At 71.5% G+C, this 22,766-nt stretch carries 24 protein-coding genes; 13 read left to right on the top strand and 11 right to left on the bottom strand.

Annotated elements, in window-relative coordinates:
- Positions 1-25 precede the first annotated feature (25 nt).
- The 3 genes from DFJ67_RS30495 to DFJ67_RS30485 are packed head-to-tail and all read left to right on the top strand — an operon-like array spanning position 26 to position 3,758.
- Positions 26-604, top strand: a complete 579-nt coding sequence (locus DFJ67_RS30495; protein ID WP_116071402.1) for a PadR family transcriptional regulator — start codon at positions 26-28, stop codon at positions 602-604.
- Entirely contained in the window at positions 601-1,323 is a 723-nt protein-coding gene (locus DFJ67_RS30490; protein ID WP_116071400.1) for an ABC transporter ATP-binding protein, read from the top strand. The genes DFJ67_RS30495 and DFJ67_RS30490 overlap by 4 nt, the downstream gene beginning before the upstream one ends.
- Positions 1,320-3,758, top strand: a complete 2,439-nt coding sequence (locus DFJ67_RS30485; protein ID WP_147315665.1) for an FtsX-like permease family protein — start codon at positions 1,320-1,322, stop codon at positions 3,756-3,758. Before DFJ67_RS30490 ends, DFJ67_RS30485 begins: the two co-directional genes overlap by 4 nt.
- Here DFJ67_RS30485 and DFJ67_RS30480 read toward each other — a convergent pair.
- The 4 genes from DFJ67_RS30480 to DFJ67_RS30465 all read right to left on the bottom strand — a co-directional run bounded on the left by DFJ67_RS30480 (position 3,755) and on the right by DFJ67_RS30465 (position 8,794).
- Positions 3,755-5,209, bottom strand: a complete 1,455-nt coding sequence (locus DFJ67_RS30480; protein WP_147315664.1) for a metallophosphoesterase family protein — start codon at positions 5,207-5,209, stop codon at positions 3,755-3,757. The two genes, DFJ67_RS30485 and DFJ67_RS30480, sit on opposite strands and share 4 nt — an antisense overlap.
- 51 nt (positions 5,210-5,260) lie before the next feature.
- Positions 5,261-5,965 carry a hypothetical protein gene (locus DFJ67_RS30475; RefSeq protein ID WP_203783171.1) on the bottom strand — a complete coding sequence of 235 codons (705 nt, stop codon included), beginning with the start codon at positions 5,963-5,965 and terminating at the stop codon, positions 5,261-5,263.
- A 100-nt stretch (positions 5,966-6,065) separates the two neighbouring features.
- Positions 6,066-8,222: a catalase/peroxidase HPI gene (katG, locus tag DFJ67_RS30470; protein WP_116071394.1), complete on the bottom strand. Its 2,157-nt coding sequence runs from the start codon at positions 8,220-8,222 to the stop codon at positions 6,066-6,068.
- A 137-nt stretch (positions 8,223-8,359) separates the two neighbouring features.
- Positions 8,360-8,794 (bottom strand): MerR family transcriptional regulator, encoded by a 435-nt coding sequence (locus DFJ67_RS30465; RefSeq protein WP_116071392.1) that lies wholly within the window; start codon positions 8,792-8,794, stop codon positions 8,360-8,362.
- Between the two features lie 24 nt (positions 8,795-8,818).
- Between DFJ67_RS30465 and DFJ67_RS30460 the strand changes: the two genes are divergently transcribed.
- A complete protein-coding gene (locus tag DFJ67_RS30460) occupies positions 8,819-10,228 on the top strand; it encodes an MFS transporter (protein ID WP_116071390.1) in 1,410 nt (469 codons plus the stop codon).
- On the opposite strand, the gene DFJ67_RS30455 is transcribed toward DFJ67_RS30460, so the two are convergent.
- Positions 10,200-10,469, bottom strand: coding sequence for a DUF1905 domain-containing protein (locus DFJ67_RS30455; RefSeq protein WP_116071388.1), 270 nt, complete (start codon positions 10,467-10,469; stop codon positions 10,200-10,202). The two genes, DFJ67_RS30460 and DFJ67_RS30455, sit on opposite strands and share 29 nt — an antisense overlap.
- Before the next feature lie 15 nt (positions 10,470-10,484).
- A complete protein-coding gene (locus DFJ67_RS30450) occupies positions 10,485-10,913 on the bottom strand; it encodes a nitroreductase/quinone reductase family protein (RefSeq protein WP_116071386.1) in 429 nt (142 codons plus the stop codon).
- Between the two features lie 55 nt (positions 10,914-10,968).
- On the opposite strand from DFJ67_RS30450, the gene DFJ67_RS30445 reads away from it, so the two are divergent.
- Together DFJ67_RS30445 and DFJ67_RS30440 are read left to right on the top strand one after the other, a co-directional pair.
- A complete protein-coding gene (locus DFJ67_RS30445; RefSeq protein ID WP_116071384.1) occupies positions 10,969-12,453 on the top strand; it encodes a serine/threonine-protein kinase in 1,485 nt (494 codons plus the stop codon).
- Positions 12,454-12,521: 68 nt separating this feature from the next.
- Positions 12,522-12,938 carry an ATP-binding protein gene (locus DFJ67_RS30440; RefSeq protein ID WP_170216057.1) on the top strand — a complete coding sequence of 139 codons (417 nt, stop codon included), beginning with the start codon at positions 12,522-12,524 and terminating at the stop codon, positions 12,936-12,938.
- Here DFJ67_RS30440 and DFJ67_RS30435 read toward each other — a convergent pair.
- Genes DFJ67_RS30435 through DFJ67_RS30425 form a run of 3 tightly spaced genes read right to left on the bottom strand, consistent with a single transcriptional unit; the run spans position 12,935 to position 15,277 of the window.
- On the bottom strand, positions 12,935-13,396 hold the full coding sequence (locus DFJ67_RS30435; protein WP_116071380.1) for an SRPBCC family protein: 462 nt from the start codon (positions 13,394-13,396) through the stop codon (positions 12,935-12,937). The two genes, DFJ67_RS30440 and DFJ67_RS30435, sit on opposite strands and share 4 nt — an antisense overlap.
- Positions 13,397-13,454: 58 nt before the next feature.
- The gene (locus DFJ67_RS30430; protein WP_116071378.1) at positions 13,455-14,102 is read right to left on the bottom strand and encodes a LuxR C-terminal-related transcriptional regulator; all 648 of its coding nucleotides are present in this window, start codon (positions 14,100-14,102) and stop codon (positions 13,455-13,457) included.
- Complete coding sequence (locus DFJ67_RS30425; RefSeq protein ID WP_116071376.1) at positions 14,090-15,277, bottom strand: sensor histidine kinase; 1,188 nt, start codon at positions 15,275-15,277, stop codon at positions 14,090-14,092. Before DFJ67_RS30425 ends, DFJ67_RS30430 begins: the two co-directional genes overlap by 13 nt.
- 134 nt (positions 15,278-15,411) lie before the next feature.
- Here DFJ67_RS30425 and DFJ67_RS30420 point away from each other — a divergent pair, with 134 nt between their 5' ends.
- From DFJ67_RS30420 to DFJ67_RS30395, 6 genes are read left to right on the top strand one after another with little or no spacing between them, the layout of a single operon-like run.
- Positions 15,412-16,182, top strand: coding sequence for an ABC transporter ATP-binding protein (locus DFJ67_RS30420; RefSeq protein WP_116071374.1), 771 nt, complete (start codon positions 15,412-15,414; stop codon positions 16,180-16,182).
- Positions 16,169-16,861: an ABC transporter ATP-binding protein gene (locus DFJ67_RS30415; protein WP_116071372.1), complete on the top strand. Its 693-nt coding sequence runs from the start codon at positions 16,169-16,171 to the stop codon at positions 16,859-16,861. Before DFJ67_RS30420 ends, DFJ67_RS30415 begins: the two co-directional genes overlap by 14 nt.
- An 18-nt stretch (positions 16,862-16,879) precedes the next feature.
- Positions 16,880-18,124, top strand: coding sequence for an ABC transporter substrate-binding protein (locus tag DFJ67_RS30410; protein ID WP_203783172.1), 1,245 nt, complete (start codon positions 16,880-16,882; stop codon positions 18,122-18,124).
- The gene (locus tag DFJ67_RS30405; protein WP_116071368.1) at positions 18,121-19,002 is read left to right on the top strand and encodes a branched-chain amino acid ABC transporter permease; all 882 of its coding nucleotides are present in this window, start codon (positions 18,121-18,123) and stop codon (positions 19,000-19,002) included. The genes DFJ67_RS30410 and DFJ67_RS30405 overlap by 4 nt, the downstream gene beginning before the upstream one ends.
- Positions 19,003-19,010: 8 nt before the next feature.
- Positions 19,011-19,985, top strand: coding sequence for a branched-chain amino acid ABC transporter permease (locus tag DFJ67_RS30400; RefSeq protein WP_116071366.1), 975 nt, complete (start codon positions 19,011-19,013; stop codon positions 19,983-19,985).
- Between the two features lie 41 nt (positions 19,986-20,026).
- Complete coding sequence (locus DFJ67_RS30395) at positions 20,027-20,761, top strand: SAM-dependent methyltransferase (protein ID WP_116071363.1); 735 nt, start codon at positions 20,027-20,029, stop codon at positions 20,759-20,761.
- Here the strand turns inward: DFJ67_RS30395 and DFJ67_RS30390 are convergent.
- Positions 20,758-21,306, bottom strand: coding sequence for a ribonuclease FAU-1 family protein (locus DFJ67_RS30390; protein WP_170216056.1), 549 nt, complete (start codon positions 21,304-21,306; stop codon positions 20,758-20,760). The genes DFJ67_RS30395 and DFJ67_RS30390 overlap by 4 nt on opposite strands.
- Positions 21,307-21,380: 74 nt before the next feature.
- Complete coding sequence (locus tag DFJ67_RS30385) at positions 21,381-22,079, bottom strand: DUF4097 family beta strand repeat-containing protein (protein WP_308442479.1); 699 nt, start codon at positions 22,077-22,079, stop codon at positions 21,381-21,383.
- Between the two features lie 89 nt (positions 22,080-22,168).
- Between DFJ67_RS30385 and DFJ67_RS30380 the strand changes: the two genes are divergently transcribed.
- Positions 22,169-22,666: a YcxB family protein gene (locus DFJ67_RS30380; protein ID WP_116071359.1), complete on the top strand. Its 498-nt coding sequence runs from the start codon at positions 22,169-22,171 to the stop codon at positions 22,664-22,666.
- The last annotated feature ends 100 nt before the right edge of the window (positions 22,667-22,766 follow it).

Raw genomic sequence — 22,766 nt, 5'->3', positions numbered from 1 at the left:
GTATCATACCCGGCATGGTGACGTCGTGAGTGTCCGGCACGCGCTGTTGGCGCTGCTCAGCGAGGGCCCGAAATATGGCCTCCAGCTCCGCGAGGAGTTCGAGGCACGCACCGGCGAGGTGTGGCCGCTCAACGTCGGGCAGGTCTACACCACGCTGCAACGGCTGGAGCGCGACGGGCTGGTGGAGTCCGACGACGACGCCGATGCCGGGCCGCAGAAGGGCTTCCGGATCACCGCCGACGGCGCCGAGGAGCTGTCCGGTTGGCTGCGCACGCCGCCCGATCTGGCCTCGCCACCGCGCGACGAGCTGGTGATCAAGATCCTGATTGCGGTCCGCCTGCCCGGCGTCGACGTGCACGAGGTGATCCAGGAACACCGCCGCTACCTGGTCGAGCTGATGCAGGAGTGGACCAGCCTCAAGGAGGAGGAGGCCGGCCTCGACATCGGCCTGGCCCTGGTGGTCGACGCCGAGCTCTTCCGGCTCGACTCGGTCGTGAAATGGCTCGACAGCGCCGACGGGCGGCTCAAGCGGGCCGCGTTCGACCCGCCCGCCACGGCGCGGGCAACACCACAGATCCGACGCCGGACGGGGGTACGCCGATGAGCGTGCTGGAGCTACGCGCAGTCTCGAAGACCTATCTGGATGGTGCCGACGAGGTGCACGCACTGTCCGACGTGGACCTGTCGGTCGAGGCCGGCCGGATGGTGGCCGTGATGGGGCCGAGCGGCTCAGGCAAGAGCACGCTGCTGACCATCGCCGGCGCGCTCGAGTCGGCCACCGCCGGCGAGGTGCTGGTGGCCGGGCACTCGCTGGCCGCGATGTCCCGTGACGACCGGGCAAGGCTGCGCCGGCGCGCGATCGGCTACGTGTTCCAGGACTTCAACCTGCTGCCCGGGCTGACGGCGGCCGAGAACGTGGCGATGCCGCTGGAGCTCGACGGCATGCGGGCCGGGAAGGCCCGCGCCGTCGCGCTGCGCACGCTGGCCGACGTCGACCTCGCCGACCGGGCGTCCCGCTTCCCCGATCAGCTCTCCGGAGGCGAACGGCAACGGGTCGCGATCGCCCGGAGCATCGTCGGTGACCGCAAGCTGCTGCTCGCCGACGAGCCCACCGGCGCCCTCGACTCCACCAACGGTGAGGCCGTGATGCGGCTGATCCTGGCGGCCTGCAAGCGCGGCCTGGCCGCGGTCGTGGTCACCCACGACGCGCAGCTCGCCTCGTGGGCCGACCGCGTCGTGTTCATCCGCGACGGCCGGGTGGTCGACCGCACCGCTCCCCGGCCCGGTCCGGACTCGCTCCTCGCCGGCAAGCCCACCCGATGACGACCCCGGACCACGGCGGGATGGCGGCGCGGCGGGCGGTGCTGCGCTGGGGATGGCGGCTGTTCCGCCGCGAGTGGCGCCAACAGGCCCTGCTGCTGGCACTGCTGCTGGTCGCCGTCGCGGCGACGACCGCGGGCCTCGGCGCCGCGACGACCGCGGAGGGTTCGCTGGCGGCGCGCTTCGGCAGTGCCAACTACCTGTTGACCCTGAGCGGCACCGGCGCGCAACTCGACGCCGGCGCCGCGGCTCTGCGCGCCGCATTCGGCACGGCCGAGGTGATCGCGCACCAGACGATCCCGGTGCCCGGCTCGGCCAGCGGCATCGATCTGCGCGCGCAGGACCCGGCCGGGCCCTACGGCAAGGCCATGCTGCGGCTGACCGCCGGCCGCTACCCGGCCGGCCCGGGCGAGATCGCGGTCACCGACCGGGTCGCCGCCACCTTCCACCTCCGCGTCGGCGGCACCTGGGAGCGCGCCGGCCGGCGGGACAGCGTGGTCGGGCTGGTCGAGAACCCGCTCGACCTGCGCGACCGCTTCGCCCTCGTCGCGCCGGGACAGGCCGGCCCGGCCGACCAGGTGACGGTGCTGGTCCGGGCGACCCCGGCCGAGTTCGCGGCGAAAGACCTGCCGGACGGGACGTCGGTCGAGATCCGCGGCACGCAGGGCGACAGCGCCGCCGTCACCGTGCTCCTGCTGGCCACGATCGGGCTGCTGTTCGTCGGGTTGCTGGCCGCGGCGGGGTTCACCGTGCTGGCCCAACGCCGCATGCGTGCGCTCGGCCTGCTCGGCGCCATCGGTGCCAGCCACCGGCACGTCCGGCTGGCCCTGGTGGCCAACGGCGCCGCGACCGGCGCCGTGGGCGGCCTCGCCGGCGTCGCGGTCGGTCTCGGCGGCTGGTTCGCCTTCAGCCCGCGGCTGGAGACGCTCGTCGGGCATCGCATCGACCGGTTCGACCTGCCCTGGCCGGCGGTGTTCGCCACGGTGCTGCTGGCCGTGGTGACCGCCGTGGGCGCGGCGTGGTGGCCGGCCCGCGCCGCCGCCAGGCTGCCCGTCGTCGCGGCCCTGTCCGCCCGGCCGCTGCCGCCCCGGCCCGCGCACCGCTTCGCCGCGGTTGGCGCCGTCCTGCTGCTCGGCGGGCCTGCCCTGCTCGTCGCGGCCCAGCAGACCAGGAAACCGCTGATCGTCGGCGGCGTGCTGGCCACGTGCATCGGTCTGCTGCTGCTCGCCCCGCTCGGCGTCGCCGCACTGGGCCGGCTCGCCCGCCTGGCTCCCCTCGCGCCCCGGCTGGCGCTGCGTGACCTGGCGCGCTACCGGGCCCGATCGAGCGCTGCGCTGGCCGCGATCGGGCTCGCGCTCGGCATCGCCGCCACCGTCACGCTCGCCGCGGGCGTCTCGGTGGCCCGGGCATCCGCACCGACCGGCGGCAACCTGCCGGCCGACCAGATGATCGTGTGGCTGTCCGCCGAGAGGTTCAACGCGCCGCTGGCACCGCTCACCGCCGCCCAGTTGGCCACCGCGCGCGGGCAGGTCGACGCGATCGCGACCGACCTGCACGCCGGCGCACCGCTGCCGCTGGAGGCGGCGATCAACCCGGCCGGGCCGAAGGACGGCGACGGCCGCGTGCCGCTGCAGTTGGGCAAGCCGGAGCGGGTGACGGTCAATGGACGGCAGGGCCTGCGATACACGAGCGAGCAGTCCCTGCCGTTGTTCGTCGCCACGCCGGAGGTGCTCGCCCGCTACGGGGTCGACCCCGCGACCATTCAGGCCGACACCGAGGTCATCACCTCGCGGACCGGCCTCGACGGCTACGACCTGTTCCCCCTCCCGCCATCCGCCGCACCCCCGAGGTTGCAGCAGGCGGCGCTGCCGGCCTACACGTCACTGCCCGGCACGCTGATCACCGAGGGCGCCCTGCGGTCGCGGGCGCTGGAGCCGGTCCCGATCGGCTGGTTGCTCCGCGCGCCCGGGCCGCTGACGCAGGCGCAGACCGACCGGGCCGAGCAGACGGCGCTGGCCGCGGGACTGACCGTGGAGACCCGGCCGACCGGCGCCGACGCGGCCCGGCTCGCGGACAACGCCACCGGTGCGGGCATCGCGGTCGCGCTGGCCGTACTCGCGATGACCGTCGGCCTGATCCGCTCCGAGACGGCGCGCGACCTGCGCACGCTGACCGCCACCGGCGCCCGCCGGCGCACCCGCCGATCGCTGACCGCCGCGACCGCCGGGTCACTCGCCCTGGTCGGCGCCGTCATCGGCTCGGCCGCCGCCTACCTGGCGCTGCTCGCCTGGTATCACCGCGAGGCGCACTGGCTCGGCCACGTGCCGGTGGTCGACCTGGTGGCGATCCTGGTCGGGCTGCCGGTGGTCGCCTACGCCGGCGGCTGGCTGCTCGCGGGCAAGGAACCGCCCACACTCAGCCGCCAGCCGCTCGACTAGAGACAGTTGGGGAACTCGGCGCCGACCAGGTTGCAGTTGGTGCCCTTCACCAGGTGGCCGGCCCGGTCGAAGTAGCGCAGGTTCCACGTCGGGCCGGTGACGTCGCGCAGCACCGCGTAGCCGAACTGGGAGTGGGTGATGAGGTGTCCGACCGGCTGGCCGTCGACGTTCTTGCCGATCAGGCTGGCGTCGGTCCAGGTTTTCGGTAGGAGCTCGGTGCCCGACGAACCCACCGTGATCTGCGGCGGGCGGTGCGGGGAGACGAGCCCACCGAAGTCGAGCATCTGGTAGATGTGGACGTGGCCCGACAGCACGAGCCTGATCTGCGAACTGAGTTGCCCGGCGGTGGTCGCCGTCACGGCCGCCGCGAGCCGCTGGTCGAGCCACTCAGGATTGCCGCCGGCGGTCACGTCGTCGATGGTCCAAATAGGATCGTGGGTGAGCAGGAAGTCGTCGCCCGAGCCCACGAGCGTGTTGTTGATGTGGTTGAACTGCGTCGTGGCAACGGTTTGCACCTGCGGCACGCCGCAGTTCGGGTTCGCGCCGTCGGAGGCACACGAGGTGTCCATCACCAACAGCCCGAGGCTGCCCGCCGCGACGCGGATCGGCGGGCTGAAGTTGACGCAGGGCGACACGCTCGGCTCGTTGGCCTGGTAGCGGAACCACACCGCGCCGTTGCGGTCGCAGGTCTCGTGGTTGCCGCGCACGAACACGAAGGGTGCCGCGGCAAAGAGGCGTTCCGCCGGCTCGAAGAGGTCGGCGACCAGACAGCCCCAGGTGCGCTCGTTCGTGCTCTGGTCGCCGCAGTATTGGGTGGGCTCGTCGCCGGGCCGGGAGCGGTAGATGTAATCGCCGGTGTGCACGACCAGGTCGGGCGTGTCCGGCCTTCTCGCGGCACTCCTGGCGACCTGCGGGAACGGCCAGCTCTTCACCTTGTCGCAGTCCTGCGGTTTGCCGCCCGAGGGGATCCGGCAGCCGGTGTCACCGATCACGGCGATGTTTCCGGGCCGCTGCCCCGCTCCCCAGGTCGGCAATGGCACGACTCCGCTGTTGTTCGGACGGATAGGTACGCCGCTGGTCTTGCTGTCGATCTGCGCCTTGGTGGCGTTCAGCGGCACCCGCCAGGTGCAGACGGTGGCGTCCGTGGGGTACTGGCTGACCACGCTCTCCACCACCATGTGGTGGCGCTCGCCTCCGGCGGGCGTGGTGATGTCGATGAACGGGCAGGTGGCGTCCGGCGTGACCAACCTGACCTGGGTGACCTGACCGGGATGCGCGGGGTCCGAGATGAGCTGGGTCCACGCCCACGCCTCCCGCGGCGCCACGCCGCCGGGGTTGCCGTAGCTGTCGCGGTCCACACTGGACCGGTCAGCGCTGGCTCCGGCCGCGACGGCGGCCACCACTACGAGACCGGCGGCGATCGCCAGCCGCACGACATTGCGACGCTTCACGTTCAGGACAACGGGCCAATGGCATTACCGGATATGCCCGATTAATCCGATTTATGCCGGCACGGCCGTCAGCAGGACCGGGGTCGCGACGCCCTGCCGGGCGCACAGGTCTCCGAGGAAGGCACCCAGCCAGCCGATCGCATCCGGCGACCACTCGGCCAGCGTCCCGTCGAACGTCACCCGACGCGTGCCGAGAAATTCGAACGGCGGCACGATCGACAGACCATGATCGGTCAACGTGTACGCGTCGCAGGCGTACACCCGCTGGTCGTAGCTGTTGATCTCGTCGCACAACCGCGCCGCCACCGCGGCAACCTCGCCACCGTCGAGGGTGACCCGGACCCTCGTTCGTGACGAAGGGTCAGTGGCGGCGAACCAGCCCGCGGCGATCAGCGCGGGCGGCGGGCGCGACCCCGGGTCCAGGGCCTCGACCGGCAGCACCACCTGGGCCGCCCGCAGCCGAAGGCGCCCGATCCCCGCGGTGGCGTCGGCCGCACACCGGAGAAACGCCTGCACCGGCAGCGGATTGCCGGCGGGCAACGGCTCGACGCCGACCTGGAACCACGCGGCCAACGGCGGTTCGGAGGCGCCGAGCGGGTGCTGCTCCCCCGCGTCGTTCATGCCCCACAGCGCGCCGTCACCGAGCCAGCCCATCGCCACCGACCGGTGGTAGAAGAGGAAGTAGGCGTCGAACTCCGGGTCGCGCCACGGGTGCGGCGTCAGGTCGCCGTAGAGCGCGGCGAAAAACGTGCCCACGGGCCGGCGTGTTCCCGGTGCAAGGCCAGGTCTGGCTTCGGTCACCCACACAGCAAAGCACCGTGCGAGCCAGGCTCGCACGGTGCTTTCCCGATCACCGTCAGGCGACGTCGTAGCGGTCGAGGTTCATGACCTTGACCCACGCGGCGACGAAGTCGCGAACGAACTTCTCCTTCGCGTCGTCGGCGGCGTAGACCTCGACCAGCGCGCGGAGCACCGAGTTGGAGCCGAAGACCAGGTCGGCGCGGGTGCCGGTCCACTTCAGCTCGCCCGTGGCGGCGTCGCGACCCTCGAAGGTCTCCTCGTCTTCCGAGGCCGACTTCCAGACGGTGCCGACGTCGACCAGGTTGACGAAGAAGTCGTTGGTCAACGCCTCCTGCTGCACCGTGAAGACGCCGTGCGGCGACTGCGCGGTGTTGGCGCCCAGCACCCGCAGGCCGCCGACCAGCACGGTCGTCTCCGGGGCGGTCAGCGTCAGCAACTGGGCGCGGTCGATCAGCAACTGCTCGGTCGGGCGGGTCCGGCCCTTGGCGAGGTGGTTGCGGAAGCCGTCGGTCGCCGGCTCGAGCACCGCGAACGACTCGATGTCGGTCTGCTCCTGCGACGCGTCGGTGCGGCCCGGGGTGAAGGGCACCTCGACCGTGAAGCCGGCGTTCTGCGCGGCCCGCTCGATCGCCGCGGAGCCCGCGAGCACGATCAGGTCGGCCAGCGAGACCTGCTTGCCGGTCGCGTTGAACCGCTCCTGGATCGCCTCCAGGGTGAGCAGCACCTTCGCGAGCTGGGCCGGGTCGTTGACCTCCCATTCCCTCTGCGGCGAGAGGCGGATCCGGGCCCCGTTGGCGCCACCGCGCTTGTCGGTGCCGCGGAACGTCGACGCCGAGGCCCAGGCGGTCGCGACCAACTCGGCCACGGACAGGCCCGAGGTCAGCACCGCGTCCTTGAGCGCGGCGACATCGGCCGCACCGACCAGATCATGGGTCACCGGGGGTACGCGGTCCTGCCAGAGCTGCGGCTCGGCCGGCACCAGCGGGCCGAGGTAGCGGTCGATCGGGCCCATGTCGCGGTGGGTCAGCTTGAACCAGGCCTTGGCGAACGCGTCGGCGAACTCCTGCGGGTTCTCGTAGAACCGGCGCGAGATCTCCTCGTAGCTCGGGTCGACGCGCAGCGCGAGGTCGGTCGTGAGCATCATCGGCGCGTGCCGCTTGGCCGGGTCGTGCGCGTCGGGCACCAGGTCGCCCGCGGCCGCGTCGGTCGGAGTCCACTGCGCCGCGCCGGCCGGGCTCTTCGTCTGCTGCCACTCGAAGCTGAACAGCGTCTCGAAGAACGTGTTGTCCCAGGTCACCGGCGTCGGCGTCCAGGCGCCCTCGAGGCCGCTGGTGATCGTGTCGGCGCCCTTGCCGGTGCCGTGGGCGTTCTTCCAGCCCAGGCCCAGCTGCTCGATCGGCGCGGCCTCCGGGTCGGCGCCGACCTTGTCGGCCGGGCCGTTGCCGTGCGCCTTGCCGAACGTGTGGCCGCCGGCGATCAGCGCCACCGTCTCCTCGTCGTTCATCGCCATCCGGCCGAACGTCTCACGGATGTCGCGGGCCGCGGCCAGGGCGTCCGGGTTGCCGTTGGGGCCCTCCGGGTTGACGTAGATCAGGCCCATCTGGACGGCGGCGAGCCCTTTGCTCAGCTTGCGGTCGCCGCTGTAGCGCTCGTCACCCAGCCAGGTGTCCTCGGTGCCCCAGTTGACCTCCTCAGGCTCCCAGACGTCTTCGCGCCCACCGGCGTACCCGAAGGTGGTGAAGCCCATCGACTCGAGCGCGCAGTTGCCGGCGAGCACGAGCAGGTCGGCCCAGGAGAGGCTCTTGCCATACTTCTTCTTGACCGGCCACAGCAGCCGCCGCGCCTTGTCCAGGTTGCCGTTGTCGGGCCAGCTGTTGAGCGGCGCGAACCGCTGCTCGCCGGAGCCGGCGCCACCGCGCCCGTCCTGGATCCGGTAGGTGCCGGCGCTGTGCCAGGCCATCCGGATGAAGAGCGGGCCGTAGTGGCCGTAGTCGGCCGGCCACCAGTCCTGCGAGGTGGTCATCACGGTGTTGATGTCGGCCTTGACGGCGTCGAGGTCGAGCGTCTTGAACGCCTCGGCGTAGTCGAACCCGTCGCCCATGGGGTCGCCGGCCTTGGGGTTCTGGTGCAGCACCGTCACGTCGAGCTGGTTGGGCCACCAGTCCCGGTTGGACCGGGCACGGCCGGCGGGACCCCTGTTGTCGCTTGCCATCGTGCTGTTCTCTCCTTGGCTTCAAAGCGCGCGGTCGTGCATCGCCCGCAAAAGTGTCGCCACTTTTCTGGAACCAGTCAAGAAAGCAAGAGCGCCGTGTCGCGCGCCGGCAGGTGACCATGATCACCAGGCCGGGGTCAGCCGGCCCGGGGCGCCCAGAGCTGATCGGCGTCGCCGGCGGCCAGACGGCCGCGGTAGACGTCGATCTTGTGGTCGATGGCCTTCAGGTTTTCGCGGAGCTCGGCGATCTTCGCGAGCACGTCCGCGCGGTGTGCGGTCATCAGGGCCAGCCGCTCGTGCTCGTTGCCGTGGCCGGCAGAGACGAGCTCGGCGTAGCGCTTGATCGCCCTGATCGGCATGCCGGTGGCCCGCAGCCGGGTGCAGACCTTGATCCAGTCGAGGTCGAGCTGGCGGTAGCGGCGCCGGCCCCCGGCCGTGCGGTCGACGGTGGTGACGACCAGGCCGGCGCGTTCGTAGTAGCGCAGCGTGTGTGCGCTGACCCCGGTGCGGCGGGCGGCCTCGGCGATGCTCAGGCCGGCCGCGGGGATCTGGCGTGACTTGACTTCGAGCACGCTCTAAATCCTAGCGTCGTGACAATGACCGCACAGACCCTGCCACGGACCGCGCCCGGCGGCCTCAGCCCGCGCCGCCGGCGGCTGGTGCTCGCCATCTGCTGCGCGAGCATCGTCGTCGTGGTGATGGACATCTCCATCGTCAACGTCGCGCTGCCCGCCATCCGCCACGACCTGCACGCCTCGCTGTCGGGTCTCCAGTGGACGGTTGACGCGTACACCCTGGTGCTGGCCAGTTTTCTGCTCCTGGCCGGATCGACCGCCGACCGGATCGGGCGGCGGCGGGTGTTCCAGGTGGGCCTCGCCGTCTTCGGCGCCGGTTCGTTGCTGTGCGGCCTGGCGCCCACCATCGGCACCCTGGTCGCCGCCCGCGCGTTGCAGGCCGTCGGCGGCACGATGCTCAACCCGGTGGCGATGGCGATCGTGGCCACTACCTACCCCGAGCGGGCCGAGCGGGCGAGGGCGATCGGCGTGTTCGGCGCGATGTCCGGCGTCGCGCTGGCGCTGGGGCCGATCCTCGGTGGCGCGCTGGTCGACGGGTTCGGCTGGCGGGCGATCTTCTGGGTCAACGTGCCGATCGTCGTCGTCGCCATCGTGGCCGCCGCGCGCTTCGTGCCGGAGTCGCGGGCCGACCGGGCGCGCCGCTTCGACCCGGTGGGGCAGGCCTTGGTGGCGGTGGTGCTGAGCGGTGTCGTCTTCTCGATCATCGAGTCCGAGCGATGGGGCTGGGGCTCGCCGGTGGTCCTCGGCCCGCTCGCCCTCGCCGTTGTGGGCGTGCTGGCCATCGGCTGGTATGAACCGCGCCGCACCGACCCGCTCCTCGAACTGCCCCTGTTCCGCAGCGTGCCGTTCAGTTCGGCGATCGTGATGGCGGTCTTCGCCCTCTGCGGCTTCAGCGCGTTCCTGTTCGTGACCACGCTCTACCTACAGAACGTACGCGGCCTGCCGGCCCTGACCGCCGGCCTCTGCCTGCTCCCGGTCGGGCTGCTGACCGTGCTGCTCAGTCCCGTCACGGGCCGATTCGTCGGTCGGCGCGGCCCCCGCGTGCCGCTGGTGGTCGCCGGTGCCGCGCTGGCGCTGGGCGGGGCGGTCTCGCTCGGGCTGGGACCGACGACAACCCTGCCGGTGGTGGTGGCGACGTTCGCGCTGTTCGGCATCGCACAGGGCACCGTGAACCCACCGATCACCAACTCGGCCGTCGCCGGCATGCCGCCCGCGATGGCTGGCCTGGCCGCCTCGGTGGCCTCGACGGGCCGCCAGACCGGCATGACGCTGGGCGTCGCGGTGGCCGGAACGATCGTGGGCTCGACCTCCACCGGGGCCGCCTTCACCACCGCCGAGCACGGCGTCTGGTGGCTGGTGGTCGCCCTCGGCGCCGGCATCCTCGTGTTGGGCCTGCTGAGCACTAGACGCGCTCGGCCAGCACAACGGTGACGCTGGCGCCGGCCTCCTTGCCGATCGCCTCGCGTACCTCGGCCTTGACCGGCAGCTTGTGGGTCCCGTCGCCCAACGCCATGAAGGAACTCTCGAACGGGTGCCCGTCGATCGTCCCGCGCACCTTCACCAGACCGCGGGTGCCGAAGAACGTGACCGACTCCGGCCAGACCACATAGGTGTGTCCGCCCTTGGCCGGGCTCTTCACCAGCGTCGCGGTGAACTGCTTGTCGAGCACCATGGCCGCTCCCGATGTCTACAGTGGATCGAGGTCGACGCGGACGGTCAGCGGGTCGGTGTCGCTCATCGCGGAGGTGCACACGCAGAGCCGGCGCGCGAGACCGCCCCGCCCGATCGTCCGCAGGCGCTCGCGCGGGTCGTCGGCGTCGACGATACGCGCGGTGCCGGCCCGCCAGGCCGCGCCGCGCCCACCGCCCACCTTGACCCGCACCCGCGGGTCGGCCAGCAGGTTGCGCACCCAGTCGGCCGCACGACCGCGCTGGGACACCAGCCAGAAGACGTCGCCGTCGAGCCCGTCGCACACCGGCGTGTAGCGGAGCCGCCCGGTGCGCCGCCCGGTCGTCTCCAGCAGCGCGTCGCCGGGGATCGGGAGCCGCGCGCGCCACGCCAGCCGGACGACCGGGTTGACCAGGCGCTGCTGCACCGTGACGGACAAACTCCGCATAGTGACCAACGCTACTCCGACCCATCCGCGGCGTCGTCGGCCTCGAAGCATTGATGTGACCGCCGGATCCGTGCTCGCCGACCGATATGTCCTCCATGAGGTCATCGGCTCCGGCGGGATGGGCCGGGTCTGGCGGGCCGAAGACCGGGTCCTGGGCCGTCCGGTCGCGATCAAGGAGATCCTGACCCCGCCGTGGCTGCCCGCCGACAGCGCCGCCGACCGCTGGCGCGACAGCCTGCGCGAGGCCCGGGCCGCCTCCCGGCTGTGCCACCCCAACGTCGTCGCGGTCCTCGATATCGTGCGCACGGACCGACCCTGGATCATCATGGAGTACGTCCCCGCGAAAGCGCTGCACGAGGTCATCGACGAGCGCGGCCCCTTCGATCCCCACGAGGCGGCCCGGATCGGCCTGGACATCCTGGCCGCGCTGGAGACCGCACACCGCGCGGGCGTGATCCACCGCGACGTGAAGCCGCAGAACGTGCTCCTGGCCGACGACGACCGGGTGGTGCTGACCGACTTCGGCCTGGCGGTCTGGGCCGACGGCGGGGTGACCGTGCCGGACCAGGTCCTCGGTTCGCCCGATTTTGTCGCCCCGGAGACGGCCCGGCACGGCGTGTCCACAGTGGAGGGCGATCTGTGGTCGCTCGGGGCGACGCTCTACACGCTCGTCGAGGGCGTCTCGCCCTACCACCGGCCCACCGTCGTGGCGACGCTGACGGCGCTCGCGGCGGGCCCGCCCGACCCGATGACCCGGGCCGGAGCCCTCGCTCCGGTCATCCTGCGACTGCTCGACCGGGACCCGCGGCAGCGCGCCGACGCGGCCGAGGCGCGGCGGCTGCTCGAGGTGGTCGCCAGCGAGGAGCCGAGGACACGACCCCGCGGTCGGGCCACCGTCATCGCATCCACCGGCGGGGAAACAGGCAAACGACCCCGCCGGTGGGCCACAGCCGCCAGCGACGGACCGGGCAAAGGACCCCGCGAGTTGGCCGCCCTCGAACCCGCAGCCAGCGACGGACCGACCAAACGGCCCCGCCGGTGGACCACCGTCGACCCCGCCTCCAGCGGCGGACCGGGCAAACAGCGCCGCTGGCGGGCCACGCTCGTCGTGGCCGCCGCGCTGAGTCTGGCGTCGGCCGGGACCGCCGCGGCGGTCGGGCAGGCCGACGAGCCGGCGCCGTCACCCGTGGCGCACGCCTGCCTGGCGCCGCAGGCGCGGGCGAGCGCCACCCCGATCGGCGGCGGGGCCGAGCCCAACGCGCTGCCGCCCGGCTGGACCTGGCACGACGACCCGACCGGCTTCACGGTGGCCGTGCCGTCGACCTGGGCGCGCTTCCCGGCCGGGGAGGCGGTCTGCTTCCGCGACCCCGGCGGGACCCGGACGCTGGCCGTCGACCGCGACGCCGCACCCGGACCGGAGCAGGCCCGACGGGTCATCGTCACCGGAACCGCGCTCTCCTGGTTCACCGACGACGCCGCCTGGGCGGGTGACGAACCGCTGTTCAGGCTGGCGGTCAGCAGCTACCGGGACAACAGCTGACCAAGGCGAGGTCTATGTGCCGCCTGGCCGGGGTATGTACCTCTCCGACGCGGATACGAGGTGAGCCGGTGAGCGAGGACAAGGAGCCGGCCCCCGCGCGCCCGCTGGCCGCCGACTTCACCGCCGGCACCGTGTCTGGCCTGCGTAAAGCCCTCGCCGCCCACCTGCATGCCCAGGGGCTGACGGGCGACCGTTTCGATGATTTCGTCACCGCTGTCAACGAGCTCGCCATCAACGCGGTCGAGCACGGCGGCGGCACCGGGCATCTCGATCTCGAGGTCGACCGGGTCAGGTTGACCTGCCACGTCACCGACCATGGGGGCGCCACCACGCCGCCGCAGGTGCGCAAGCCCGACCCGCACGTGCCCGGTGGCCGCGGCCTCTGGCTCGCCGCCGCCCTCACCGACTCCCTCGACCTCGCCACCCACGTCGACGGCATCACCGCGACGGTGACGATCCGGCTACCGACAGCGTGGGCAGCCTAGCTCTCGGTAGTCGTCTTCAACCGGCCGAGACCCTTCTCGAAATCGGGGCCGATCATCGCGTCCATCGACTTGACCACCGACATCATCCGGGTCATCACGGTCTTCACGCCGACCATCGTCCAGGTGACCTGGGCGCCGTCGCCTTCCGGCCGCACGACGAAACGGATCTCGCTGCGCGACTTGAACGGCTTCTCGAAGGCCAGGTCGATCTTGACCTCGCCGGGCTCGAACGCCTCGACGATCTCCATCCGGCCCTTGCCCGCCTTGTTGTTGCCGGACCACGCGTAGGCGGCGCCCAGCCCCGACTCCGCACCCGAGTATTCGCGCTTCATGTCGGGGTCCATGTCTTCCCACGGGGACCACTGTGGCCAGTTGTGGAAATCGGCGATCTTCTCGTAGATCCGAGCCGGGGGCGCGGCGATGTCGATCGACCGCGAAACGGTATACGTATCGGTCACGGCCCGTCAGCGTACGCCGGTTCGAGCGTCCATGGTGGTCACTCGCCGACGGTCACCCCTACGGCGACTCCAGATAGTTGAGCACCGCCAGGACCCGGCGGTTGTCGTCGCCGTCCTGCACCAGCCCGAGCTTGCCGAAGATGTTGTTGATGTGTTTGTTGACGGCCTTCTCGGTCACGCCGAGCCGGCTCGCGATGCCGGCGTTGGCCCGGCCCTCCGCCATCAGCCGCAGCACCTCGCGCTCGCGCGGGGTGAGCCGGGCGATCGACTCCTCGCGACCGCGCCGGGTGAGCAGATCGGCGACCACGTCGGGGTCCAGCACCGTGCCACCGCCGGCGACGATCCGGACCGCCTCGACGAACCGGGCGACGTCGGCGACCCGGTCCTTGAGCAGATAGCCGAGCCCGCCCCGGCCGTCGGAGAGCAGCTCGCGGGCGTAGAGCACCTCGACGTGCTGGGAGAGCACCAGGATCGGGAAGCCGGGCACCCGCGACCGGGCCTGGGTGGCCACCCGCAGGCCCTCGTCGGTGAAGCTCGGCGGCATCCGCACGTCGACGATCGCGACATCGGCCTCGCTGCTGGCGATCGCCTCCCGGAGCTCGGGTGCGGTGCCCACGGCGGCGACCACGGTCTCGCCGTACGCCGTGAGTATCCGGGCCAGGCCGTCGCGGAGCAGCGCCTGGTCTTCACCGATCACGACCCGCACGGCACCTCCATGGTGAGCACCGTCGGGCCGCCACGGGGGCTGGCCACCACGAGCCGGCCGTCGAAGGTGCCGAGCCGGCGGCGTACTCCGGCCAGCCCGCCTTCCGATGGCGCGTCGGCGCCGCCCATGCCGTCGTCGCCGACCTCGACGACGAGGCACCCGCCCGGCGCGCGGACGGTGACCCACGCGCGCCCGGCGCCGCTGTGTTTGGCCACGTTGGCCAGCGCCTCGGCGACGGCGAAGTAGAGCGCGGCCTCGATCGGCGCGGCGGCGCGCACGCCCGCGTCGGCATCGACCGTGGTCGGCACCGGCAGCACCACGGCGAGCGCCCGGACCGCTTCGACCAGCCCGCGTTCGGCGAGCACCGGCGGGTGGATGCCGCGGACCAGCCGGCGCAGGTCGGCCAGCGCCTGGCCGCTGGTGTCGCGGGCCTCGGCGAGCAGCGCCTCGGCCTTGGCCGGGTCGCTGCGGACGAGTTGCTCGGCGAGGCCGATGGTCATGCCGAGGGCGGCGATGCGGGCCTGGGCGCCGTCGTGCAGGTCTTTCTCGATCCGGCGCAGCTCGGCGGCGCTGGCGTCGAGCGCGTCGGCCCGGATCTCCTCCAGCCGGTCGACCCGCTCTTCCAGGTCACGCCGGGCGGGGCTGAGCAGGGCGGCGCTGAACAGGGCGTGCAGCTCGAGGATCGCCGGCGCGAGGATCACCAGAGTGGCCAGGGTCACCAGCCCGATGCCGACGGCGACCCGCCAGAACTCGCCCTCGGCGCCACCGGCGACCGCGACCGGGGCGATCACCAGGCCGAGCGCCGACCACGCGGTCAGGGCGACCGGCACCAGGCCGAGAGCCGTGCCGATCGGGATGTTGAGGACCAACCAGAGCAGATCGCGCCAGGTCGCCGCCTGCCCGAGCGGCCGCAGCCCGCGGACCGGGCCGTGGTAGGGCCGGTCGACCCGGACGCCGGACCAGGAACGACCGCGCTCGCGCTGCTCGTCGGCGAACCGTCGGACGGCACCCAGCGCGCGCGGCGTGAGCCAGAAGCCGACCCCCAGCGGCACCAGAGCGATCGAGATGACCGTGGCGATGACGAGCGGGAGCCCGACGCCGAGCGAGCGCAGCGCGAGCAGCAGCCCACGCAGACCCGTCTCGCGCGCCGCTCTGATCCGCTCTTCCCAGTCCATCACGTGCCATTGTCCCGCGTCCCGGGGCGCGCTGTCGGTAGGGGAAACCCCACCAGCAGGCAACCATCGATCCCGGTCGGTTTATGTGGCTCATCGACATATCGACCAACACTCATCCCTCGTACGTTTCCCCAATGCGTCACCAGGGTGTGGAACCGGTGCTGTCCACCCACATGTTGACCCGTGACTTCCGTGGGTTCCGGGCGGTCGACGGCGTCGACCTCGCGGTCGCGGCCGGCACCGTGCACGCGCTGGTCGGGCCCAACGGCGCCGGCAAGACCACGCTGTTCAACCTGCTGACCGGGTTCCTGAAACCGACATCCGGGCGGATCGAGGTGGCCGGCCGCGACATCACCGGGCTGCCGCCGGAGCGGATCGCCGGCCTCGGCGTCGCCCGTTCGTTCCAGATCACCAGCCTGTTCCCCCAACTGACCGCGCGGGAGCACGTCGAGCTGGCGCTACAGGGACGTGGCCGGCTCGGCTGGCAGTTCTGGCGGTCGGCCAAGCTGCTCGGCCGCTACCGCGAACGCGCTGACGAGTTGCTCGCCATGGTCGGCCTCGAAGAGCTGGCCGAGGTGCCGTCCGACGCACTCCCGTACGGCCGGAAACGCGCTCTGGAACTGGCCCTTGCCCTGGCCCTGGAGCCCGACGTGCTGCTGCTCGACGAGCCGACGGCCGGGATGGGCCTGGAAGACGTCGACCGCACCGTCGAGTTGGTCGGCCGGGTCCGCGCCGGCCGCACGGTGGTGCTGGTCGAGCACAACATGAGCGTCGTCGGCCGGCTCGCCGACCGGGTCACCGTGCTCCAGGCCGGCCGGGTGCTGGCCGAAGGCCCCTACGACGAGGTCCGCGCGGACCCGCGGGTGATCACCGCCTACCTGGGAGCGGCCGATGTTGCGGGTTGAGGGGCTGCGCGCCTGGTACGGCGAGGCCACGGTGCTGCGCGACGTGGCGCTGACCGTCGCGCCCGGCGAGGTGGTCACGCTGGTCGGCCGCAACGGCGCCGGCAAGTCGACGTTGTTGCGCTGCGTGATGGGGCTGCACCCGGGGCAGCGCGGCAGCGTGACGCTCGACGGCCGCGACCTCGGCCCGCTCCCGGCCCACCGCCGCGCCCGGCTCGGGCTCGGCTGGGTGCCCGACGACCGCGGCGCCTATGCCTCGCTCACCGTCACCGAGAACCTGACCCTCCCGCCGGCGGTCGGCCCGGACCCGTGGCCGCTGGCCAAGGTCTACGAGGCGTTCCCGGTGCTGCACGAGCGCCGCGCCGCCGCGGCCACCCAACTCTCGGGCGGCGAGCAGCAGATGCTCGCCCTGGCCCGGGTGCTCCGGATGGGCGCCCGGGTGCTGCTCTGCGACGAACCCACCGAGGGGTTGTCGCCGCTGCTGGTCGGTCAGGTCGCCGACATCCTCCGGCAGGTGCGCGACCAGGGCACCGCGGTGCTGCTGGTCGAACAGAACCTGCGCTTCGCCACCGGCGTCGCCGACCGCCATCACCTTCTCGCCGAGGGCCGGGTGGTCGAGACGCTCCGCAACGACGAGGTCCGTGAGCGCGAAGGCGAACTGCTCGCGTACCTCGGAATCTGAATCCTTTGGAGGCGGCTCATGAATAAGCGTGGCACTGTGGCTGCGGCATCCGCCCTGGCGCTCCTGCTCTCCGGTTGCGGTGGTGGGGGCCCGCAGGGCTCGTCGGACAGCAAGCTCTCCGGCGACCGGATCGTCCTCGGCGTCCTCAACGACCAGTCCGGCGTCTACCTGGCGCTGTCGGGCACCAACTCGGTGAAGGCCGTGCAGATGGCCATCGCCGACTTCAAGGCCAAGCACGGCGACGACGCGATCACCCAGGACATCACCGTGGAGACCGCCGACCACCAGAACAAGCCCGACGTGGCCAACACCAAGGCCGCCGAGATGTATGACCGGATGGGCGTCGACGCGATCCTCGACGTGCCCACCTCGTCGGCGGCCCTCAAGGTGGCCGACGTCGCGAAGGAGAAGAAGAAGCTCTACTTCAACATCAGCGGCGCGACCACCGACCTGACCGGCAAGGCCTGCAACAAATACACCTTCCATTACGCGTACGACACGTACATGCTCGCCAACGGCACCGGCAAGGCGGTCACCGAGCAGGGCGCGAAGAACTGGTACATCGTCTACCCGAACTACGCGTTCGGCCAGGACATGGAGAAGAGCTTCTCGGCGGCGGTGACCGGCGCCGGTGGAAAGATTGTGGGGCGCGACGCGACGCCGTTCCCCAACGACAACTTCTCCACATTCCTGCTGAAGGCGCCCACGCTCAACCCCAAGCCCGACGTGCTGGGCACCATGCAGGCCGGCGGCGATCTGGTCAACCTGGTCAAGCAATACAACGAGTTCAAGCTCCGCGAGAAAGGCGTCGGCCTGTCGGTCGGCCTGATGTTCCTCACCGACATCCATTCGCTGACCCCGGCCGCGCTGGCCGGCACGACGTACACCGATGCCTGGTATTGGAACTTCGACGCGGAGAACCGTTCCTTCGCCGACCGGTTCCTCAAGGAGACCGGCTCGCGGCCGACGTTCGCGCACGCGGCCAACTATTCGGCGGCGCTGCAATATCTCGAGGCGGTGCAGGCGGCCGGCACCGACGACGCCGACGCGGTGGTCAAGCAACTCGAGGGCAAGAGCATCAACGACGTGTTCCTGCGCAACGGGAAGATCCGGGCCGAAGACCACCGGGTCATCCACGACGCCTACCTCGCCCAGGTGAAGGCGCCGGCCGAGGTCACCGAAGACTGGGACTACGTGAAGATCCTCAAGACCATCCCGGCCGCCGAAGCCTTCCGCACCCCGTCGGCCGACTGCAAGCTATGAGCGCTTTCCTTCAACACACGTTCGACGGGCTGGTGAGCGGGGCCTTTCTGGCCCTGCTCGCCCTCGGCCTGTCGGTCATCTTCGGCATGCTGCGGGTCGTCAACTTCGCGCACGGCGCGTTCTACATGCTCGGCGCGGTCGGCGCCTACCTGTTGCTGACCGAGTTCGGCGTGCCGTTCTGGTGGGCGCTGCTGATCGTGCCGCTGGCGCTCGGCGTGCTCGGCATGGGCGTCGAGCGGGCGCTGGTGCATCCACTGGCGCGGCTCGACCCGCTCTACAACTTCCTGCTCACCTTCGGCTTGACGCTGGTGCTGCAAGACCTGGTGAAAATGCGTTACGGGACCCAATCGAGTCCGTACGGCACGCCGGCATTGCTCGTCGGCACCGTCGACTTCGGACTGTTCGACTTCCCCGCGTACCGCGTCTTCGTTCTGGTCTTCGCGGTGGTGGCCTGTGTCGCGGTCTGGTGGCTGCTCGGGCACACCCGGATCGGAATGGTGGTGCGGGCGGCCACCGAGCGCCCGGAGCTGACCCGCGCGCTCGGCATCGACGTCGGGCGGTGGGTCACGCCGGTGTTCGGTTTCGGCATCGCGCTGGCCGGCCTGGCCGGGGTGCTCGCCGCGCCGATGCGGGCGGTCAACCCGTTGATGGGCGCCGACCTGGTGATCGTCGTGTTCGCCGTGGTCGTGATCGGCGGCCTCGGGTCCATCTTCGGCTCGGTCGCCGCCGGCTTCGGCATCGGTCTGGTGCAGGCCTGGGGCGAGTCCTATCTGGACCGATGGCCGATCGTGGCGCAGACGTCGGTCTTCGTCATCATGGCGATCGTGCTGCTCTGGCGGCCGGCCGGCCTGTTCGGCCGTGAGGAGGCACCGGCGTGACGGTTTTGATGCGGAAACCTTCGTTGGTGCGCGCCGCGACCGGTGCCCCCCGCTGGGTGCGCTGGACCCTGCTCGCCGCCGGCCTGGCGGTCGCGGTCTGGTTGCCCAACGGCCTCTACGCGGCGGTCGCCGTCGACATCCTCTGCTGGGCGCTGTTCGCGGTCGCGGTCGACCTGCTGCTCGGCTTCACCGGCCTGCTCTCGTTCGGCCATGCCGCCTTCTGGGGCACCTCCGCTTATGCGAGCGGGCTCGTCGCCATCCACGCCGGCGTGCCGTTCCCGGTCGCGGTGCTGGCGGGCGCGCTGGCCGCCGCCGCGCTGGCGGTGCCGATCGGCTATCTCGCGGTGCGCCGGACCGGCATCTACTTCGCGATGGTGACGCTGGCGTTCGCGCAGCTCATCTACTACGTCGCCAACAACCAGCGCGGCCTGACCGGTGGCGAGAACGGTTTGCAGAGCGTGCCGCGCGAGCTGTTCGGCCTCGACCTGACCGACGCCTATTACTTCTACTACGCGGCGCTGCCGATCGTGCTGCTCGGATTGTGGGCGGCGTGGCGGATCGTCAACTCCCCGTTCGGTCGGGTGCTGGTCGGTATCCGCGACAACCCGGCCCGGGCCCGGGCGCTCGGTTATCCGGTGCACCGCTACAAGCTGCTGGCGTTCGTGCTGTCGGCGTTCCTGGCCGGCCTGGGCGGCGGGCTGTTCGCGATGGCACACCGCTTCGTCACCCTCGACACCCTGCACTGGACCACATCCGGCAAGGCGGTCGTGATGGTCGTCCTCGGCGGCATCGGCACCCTGTGGGGCGGCGTGCTCGGCGCCGGGCTGCTGGTGCGCCTGGAAGACTGGCTCTCCTTCGCGGGCTTCGAGTCGGTCGGCCTGGTCACCGGCGGCCTGTTCGTCGTCGTGGTCCTGGTCTTCCGCCGCGGACTCTGGGGCACGGCCGCCGACCTGCTCCGGCGCCGGTTCCACCTACGCCGGTAAATCCGTGGCGGTGGCCGGCGGCGTTGGCTAGCGTGCCGACGATGAGCGACCCTCCCCCGCTGGGCACCGGTGTCCGCCTCGACTTCAACGGCCCGCTGTCGGCGGCCCGGGCCGACCGCCTCGCCCTCTCCCTGGCCGGCCGCGGGCCGGCCACCGTGCTCGACCTCGGCTGCGGCTGGGGCGAGCTGCTGCTGCGGGTGCTGACGGCGGCGGCCGACGCGACCGGCGTGGGCGTCGACTCACACGCTCCCGACCTGGTCCGGGCCCGGGCCAACGCGGCCGCGCGCGGCCTGTCCGACCGGGTCACCTTCATCGACGGGCCGGCCGCCGACCACGCCACGGGCGCCGACCTGATCCTCAACATCGGCGCCTACCAGGCCTTCGGCGACATCTCCGCCGCCCTGAGCGTGCTTCGCGGCCTGGTCAACCCGGGCGGCCGCCTGCTGTTCGCCGCCGAGTTCTGGGAGCAGCCGCCGCCACCGGAGCGGTTGGCGCGGATGTGGCCGGGCATCACCGCCGCCGACTGCGATGATCTGCCCGGGCTGGTCGACCGGGTGGTCGCGGCCGGGTTCCGCCCGCTGCGGATCGAAACCGTGACCCGCGGCGAGTGGGAGGAGTTCGAGTCGGGGCTGGCCGCCGACGCGGAAGAATGGCTACTGGCCAACCCCGATCACGAGGCGGCCGCCGAGCTGCGCTCCAAACTCGACAACCAACGCGCGATCTGGCTACGCGGCCACCGCGACCTGATGGGCTTCGCCTACCTCACCCTCGGCTAGCGCCTGTTCGGTTCCGGCGTCCAGCCGTCCCAACGACTCCACCAACGCTCGCCCCGATCCAACGCCTGCGCGACCTTGTCGGTCTCCGCCCACACGTCATCGGCCTCCGCCGCCGTCAGCCGGCCGGCGCGCACCAGGTCGGCGACATCGTCGCGGTCCTTCCATTGCCAGTCCGGGCCGCCACCAGGTATCCAGATGTCGACGCCGTGATCGACGGTGTCGAAGCCGTGCGACCAGCGACGCATCGGCGCCTGGAAGTTGACATACCAGCCTGTGAAGGCACCCTGCTCGAAGAATCCCCAGACCGCATGCGCATCGCCAGGGCGCTGCACCTGGAGCACGCTGGTCTCCCCCCACCGCTCGCGTGCGCTCCACGGGTGGGCGCCGAACGGATGATCAGGGAAGAACAACGGCGTCCCCTCGGCGAGGAAGACCGCCAGCTCGTCGTGGGTGTCCTCGACGACTCGCACCGGCGTCACCACCCAGGGCCGGCCATGCAGCACTTCACGACGGTCTACGACCGCGCCCGGACTGAAGACGTTCACGACGCCGCAGCCTACGGGCCTGCCGCGACCGACAGGATCTCGGTCGCGGAAGGCCCGTCGCTGCTCTGCGGCTCTCAAAGGGTGCGGGCGGTGATGTCGCCGTGCGAGGTAGTGGCGCGGATGTCGAGTTCGGCCGTGCCGTCGTTCTTGAGGGCGTTGCTGATGCGGCCGTAGCCGGTGCCGGCGTCCAGCACGGCCGACACACCGGCAGCGGCGCCGACCGAGATGTCGCCGGACTGGGTGCTGAGCACGACCGTGCCGCGCACGGCCTCGGCGATCCGGATGGCACCCCGTGCGGTGCTGATCTGTGCCGGGCCGCCCAGCCGGCCGATCTCGACGTCGCCGTCGACCGCGGTCAGGCGTACGCTCGCTGCTTCGTCGATCTTGATCTCGCGGTAGGCACCCTCGAAGACGACATCGCCGAGCCGGCCGATGGAGCGGACCTCGAAGGCGGCCGTCTTCGCCTCGACGCCGGAGCCGGCGGGCAGCTCGATGGTCACCTCGACGGACCCCGAGGAGCCGATGATCTTGTGCTTCGCGGTCTCGTCGACGATCCGCAGGACGCCGTCGCGGTAGTCGACCGTGGTTCGCTGCGCCGCCTTCACATCGCTGCTCTTCGCGGCGTTCGCGGGCTGGACCCGCACCGTGGTGTCGGCCCGGTCCGCGGCGATGAACTGGACGCGTCCGGCGGGGATGTCGAGGACGGCGGAGATCGGGCTGGTGGTGTCGAACTTCTGCATGATGCTCTCCGATGCGTGGCTGTTGTTCGTCATGCCAACGACTATCGGCGGCCGTCCTGACATGCCCCCGCCACGGAGCTGACACGAGCGCTGACACACGGGTGGGCACTATCGTTCGAACCGTGCACATCCGTTTTGACGTCCCGGCCGATCCGGCCTACCCGGGCCGCGTGGCCGCCGCGCTCGGCGCCGTTGGGCTGCGCAAATACGGCTACGTCGGTGCGGTGCTGGCGGCGCTCGGGGTGATCGGTCTCGCCGTCACGCAGGGGTTCGGCTGGGCCGAGCAGATCTCGCCGCTGTTCATCGCGATGATCGTGGGTGGCGTGCTGGCGATGCTCTACTCGCCGTTGGTGCGGTTGCGGGCCCGCCGCCGCTCCGGCCGTTACGCCGTCGAGGGCGGCTATGACATCACAGACGACAACATCATGATGCGCAGTGGTACGGAATCCGGCGGCATCGCCTGGGACGGCGTCACCCAGGTAACGGAAACCCCGGAGTTCTGGATCGTGCACGTGGGCCGGATGCCGGCGACCGTGATCCCGCGCCGCCTGATGTCCGCCGACGACGACCAGACCTTGCGCGCGTTTCTGGCCAAGAGCGGGCTGCTCCAACCTCGCTGAAGGGTCTACCCGGCCCGCTCGGCGGCGTCTCTGGTCTCGTCGTCAAAGAGCTCACGTCCAGCACGCGGACCCGGCGAGATCCGATCCTGGGCCTAGCATT

This window comes from Asanoa ferruginea, assembly GCF_003387075.1.
Lineage (GTDB): Bacteria > Actinomycetota > Actinomycetes > Mycobacteriales > Micromonosporaceae > Asanoa > Asanoa ferruginea.
The sequence above is the reverse complement of the archived record's forward strand: the minus strand, read 5'-3'. Positions and strand labels throughout refer to the sequence as shown.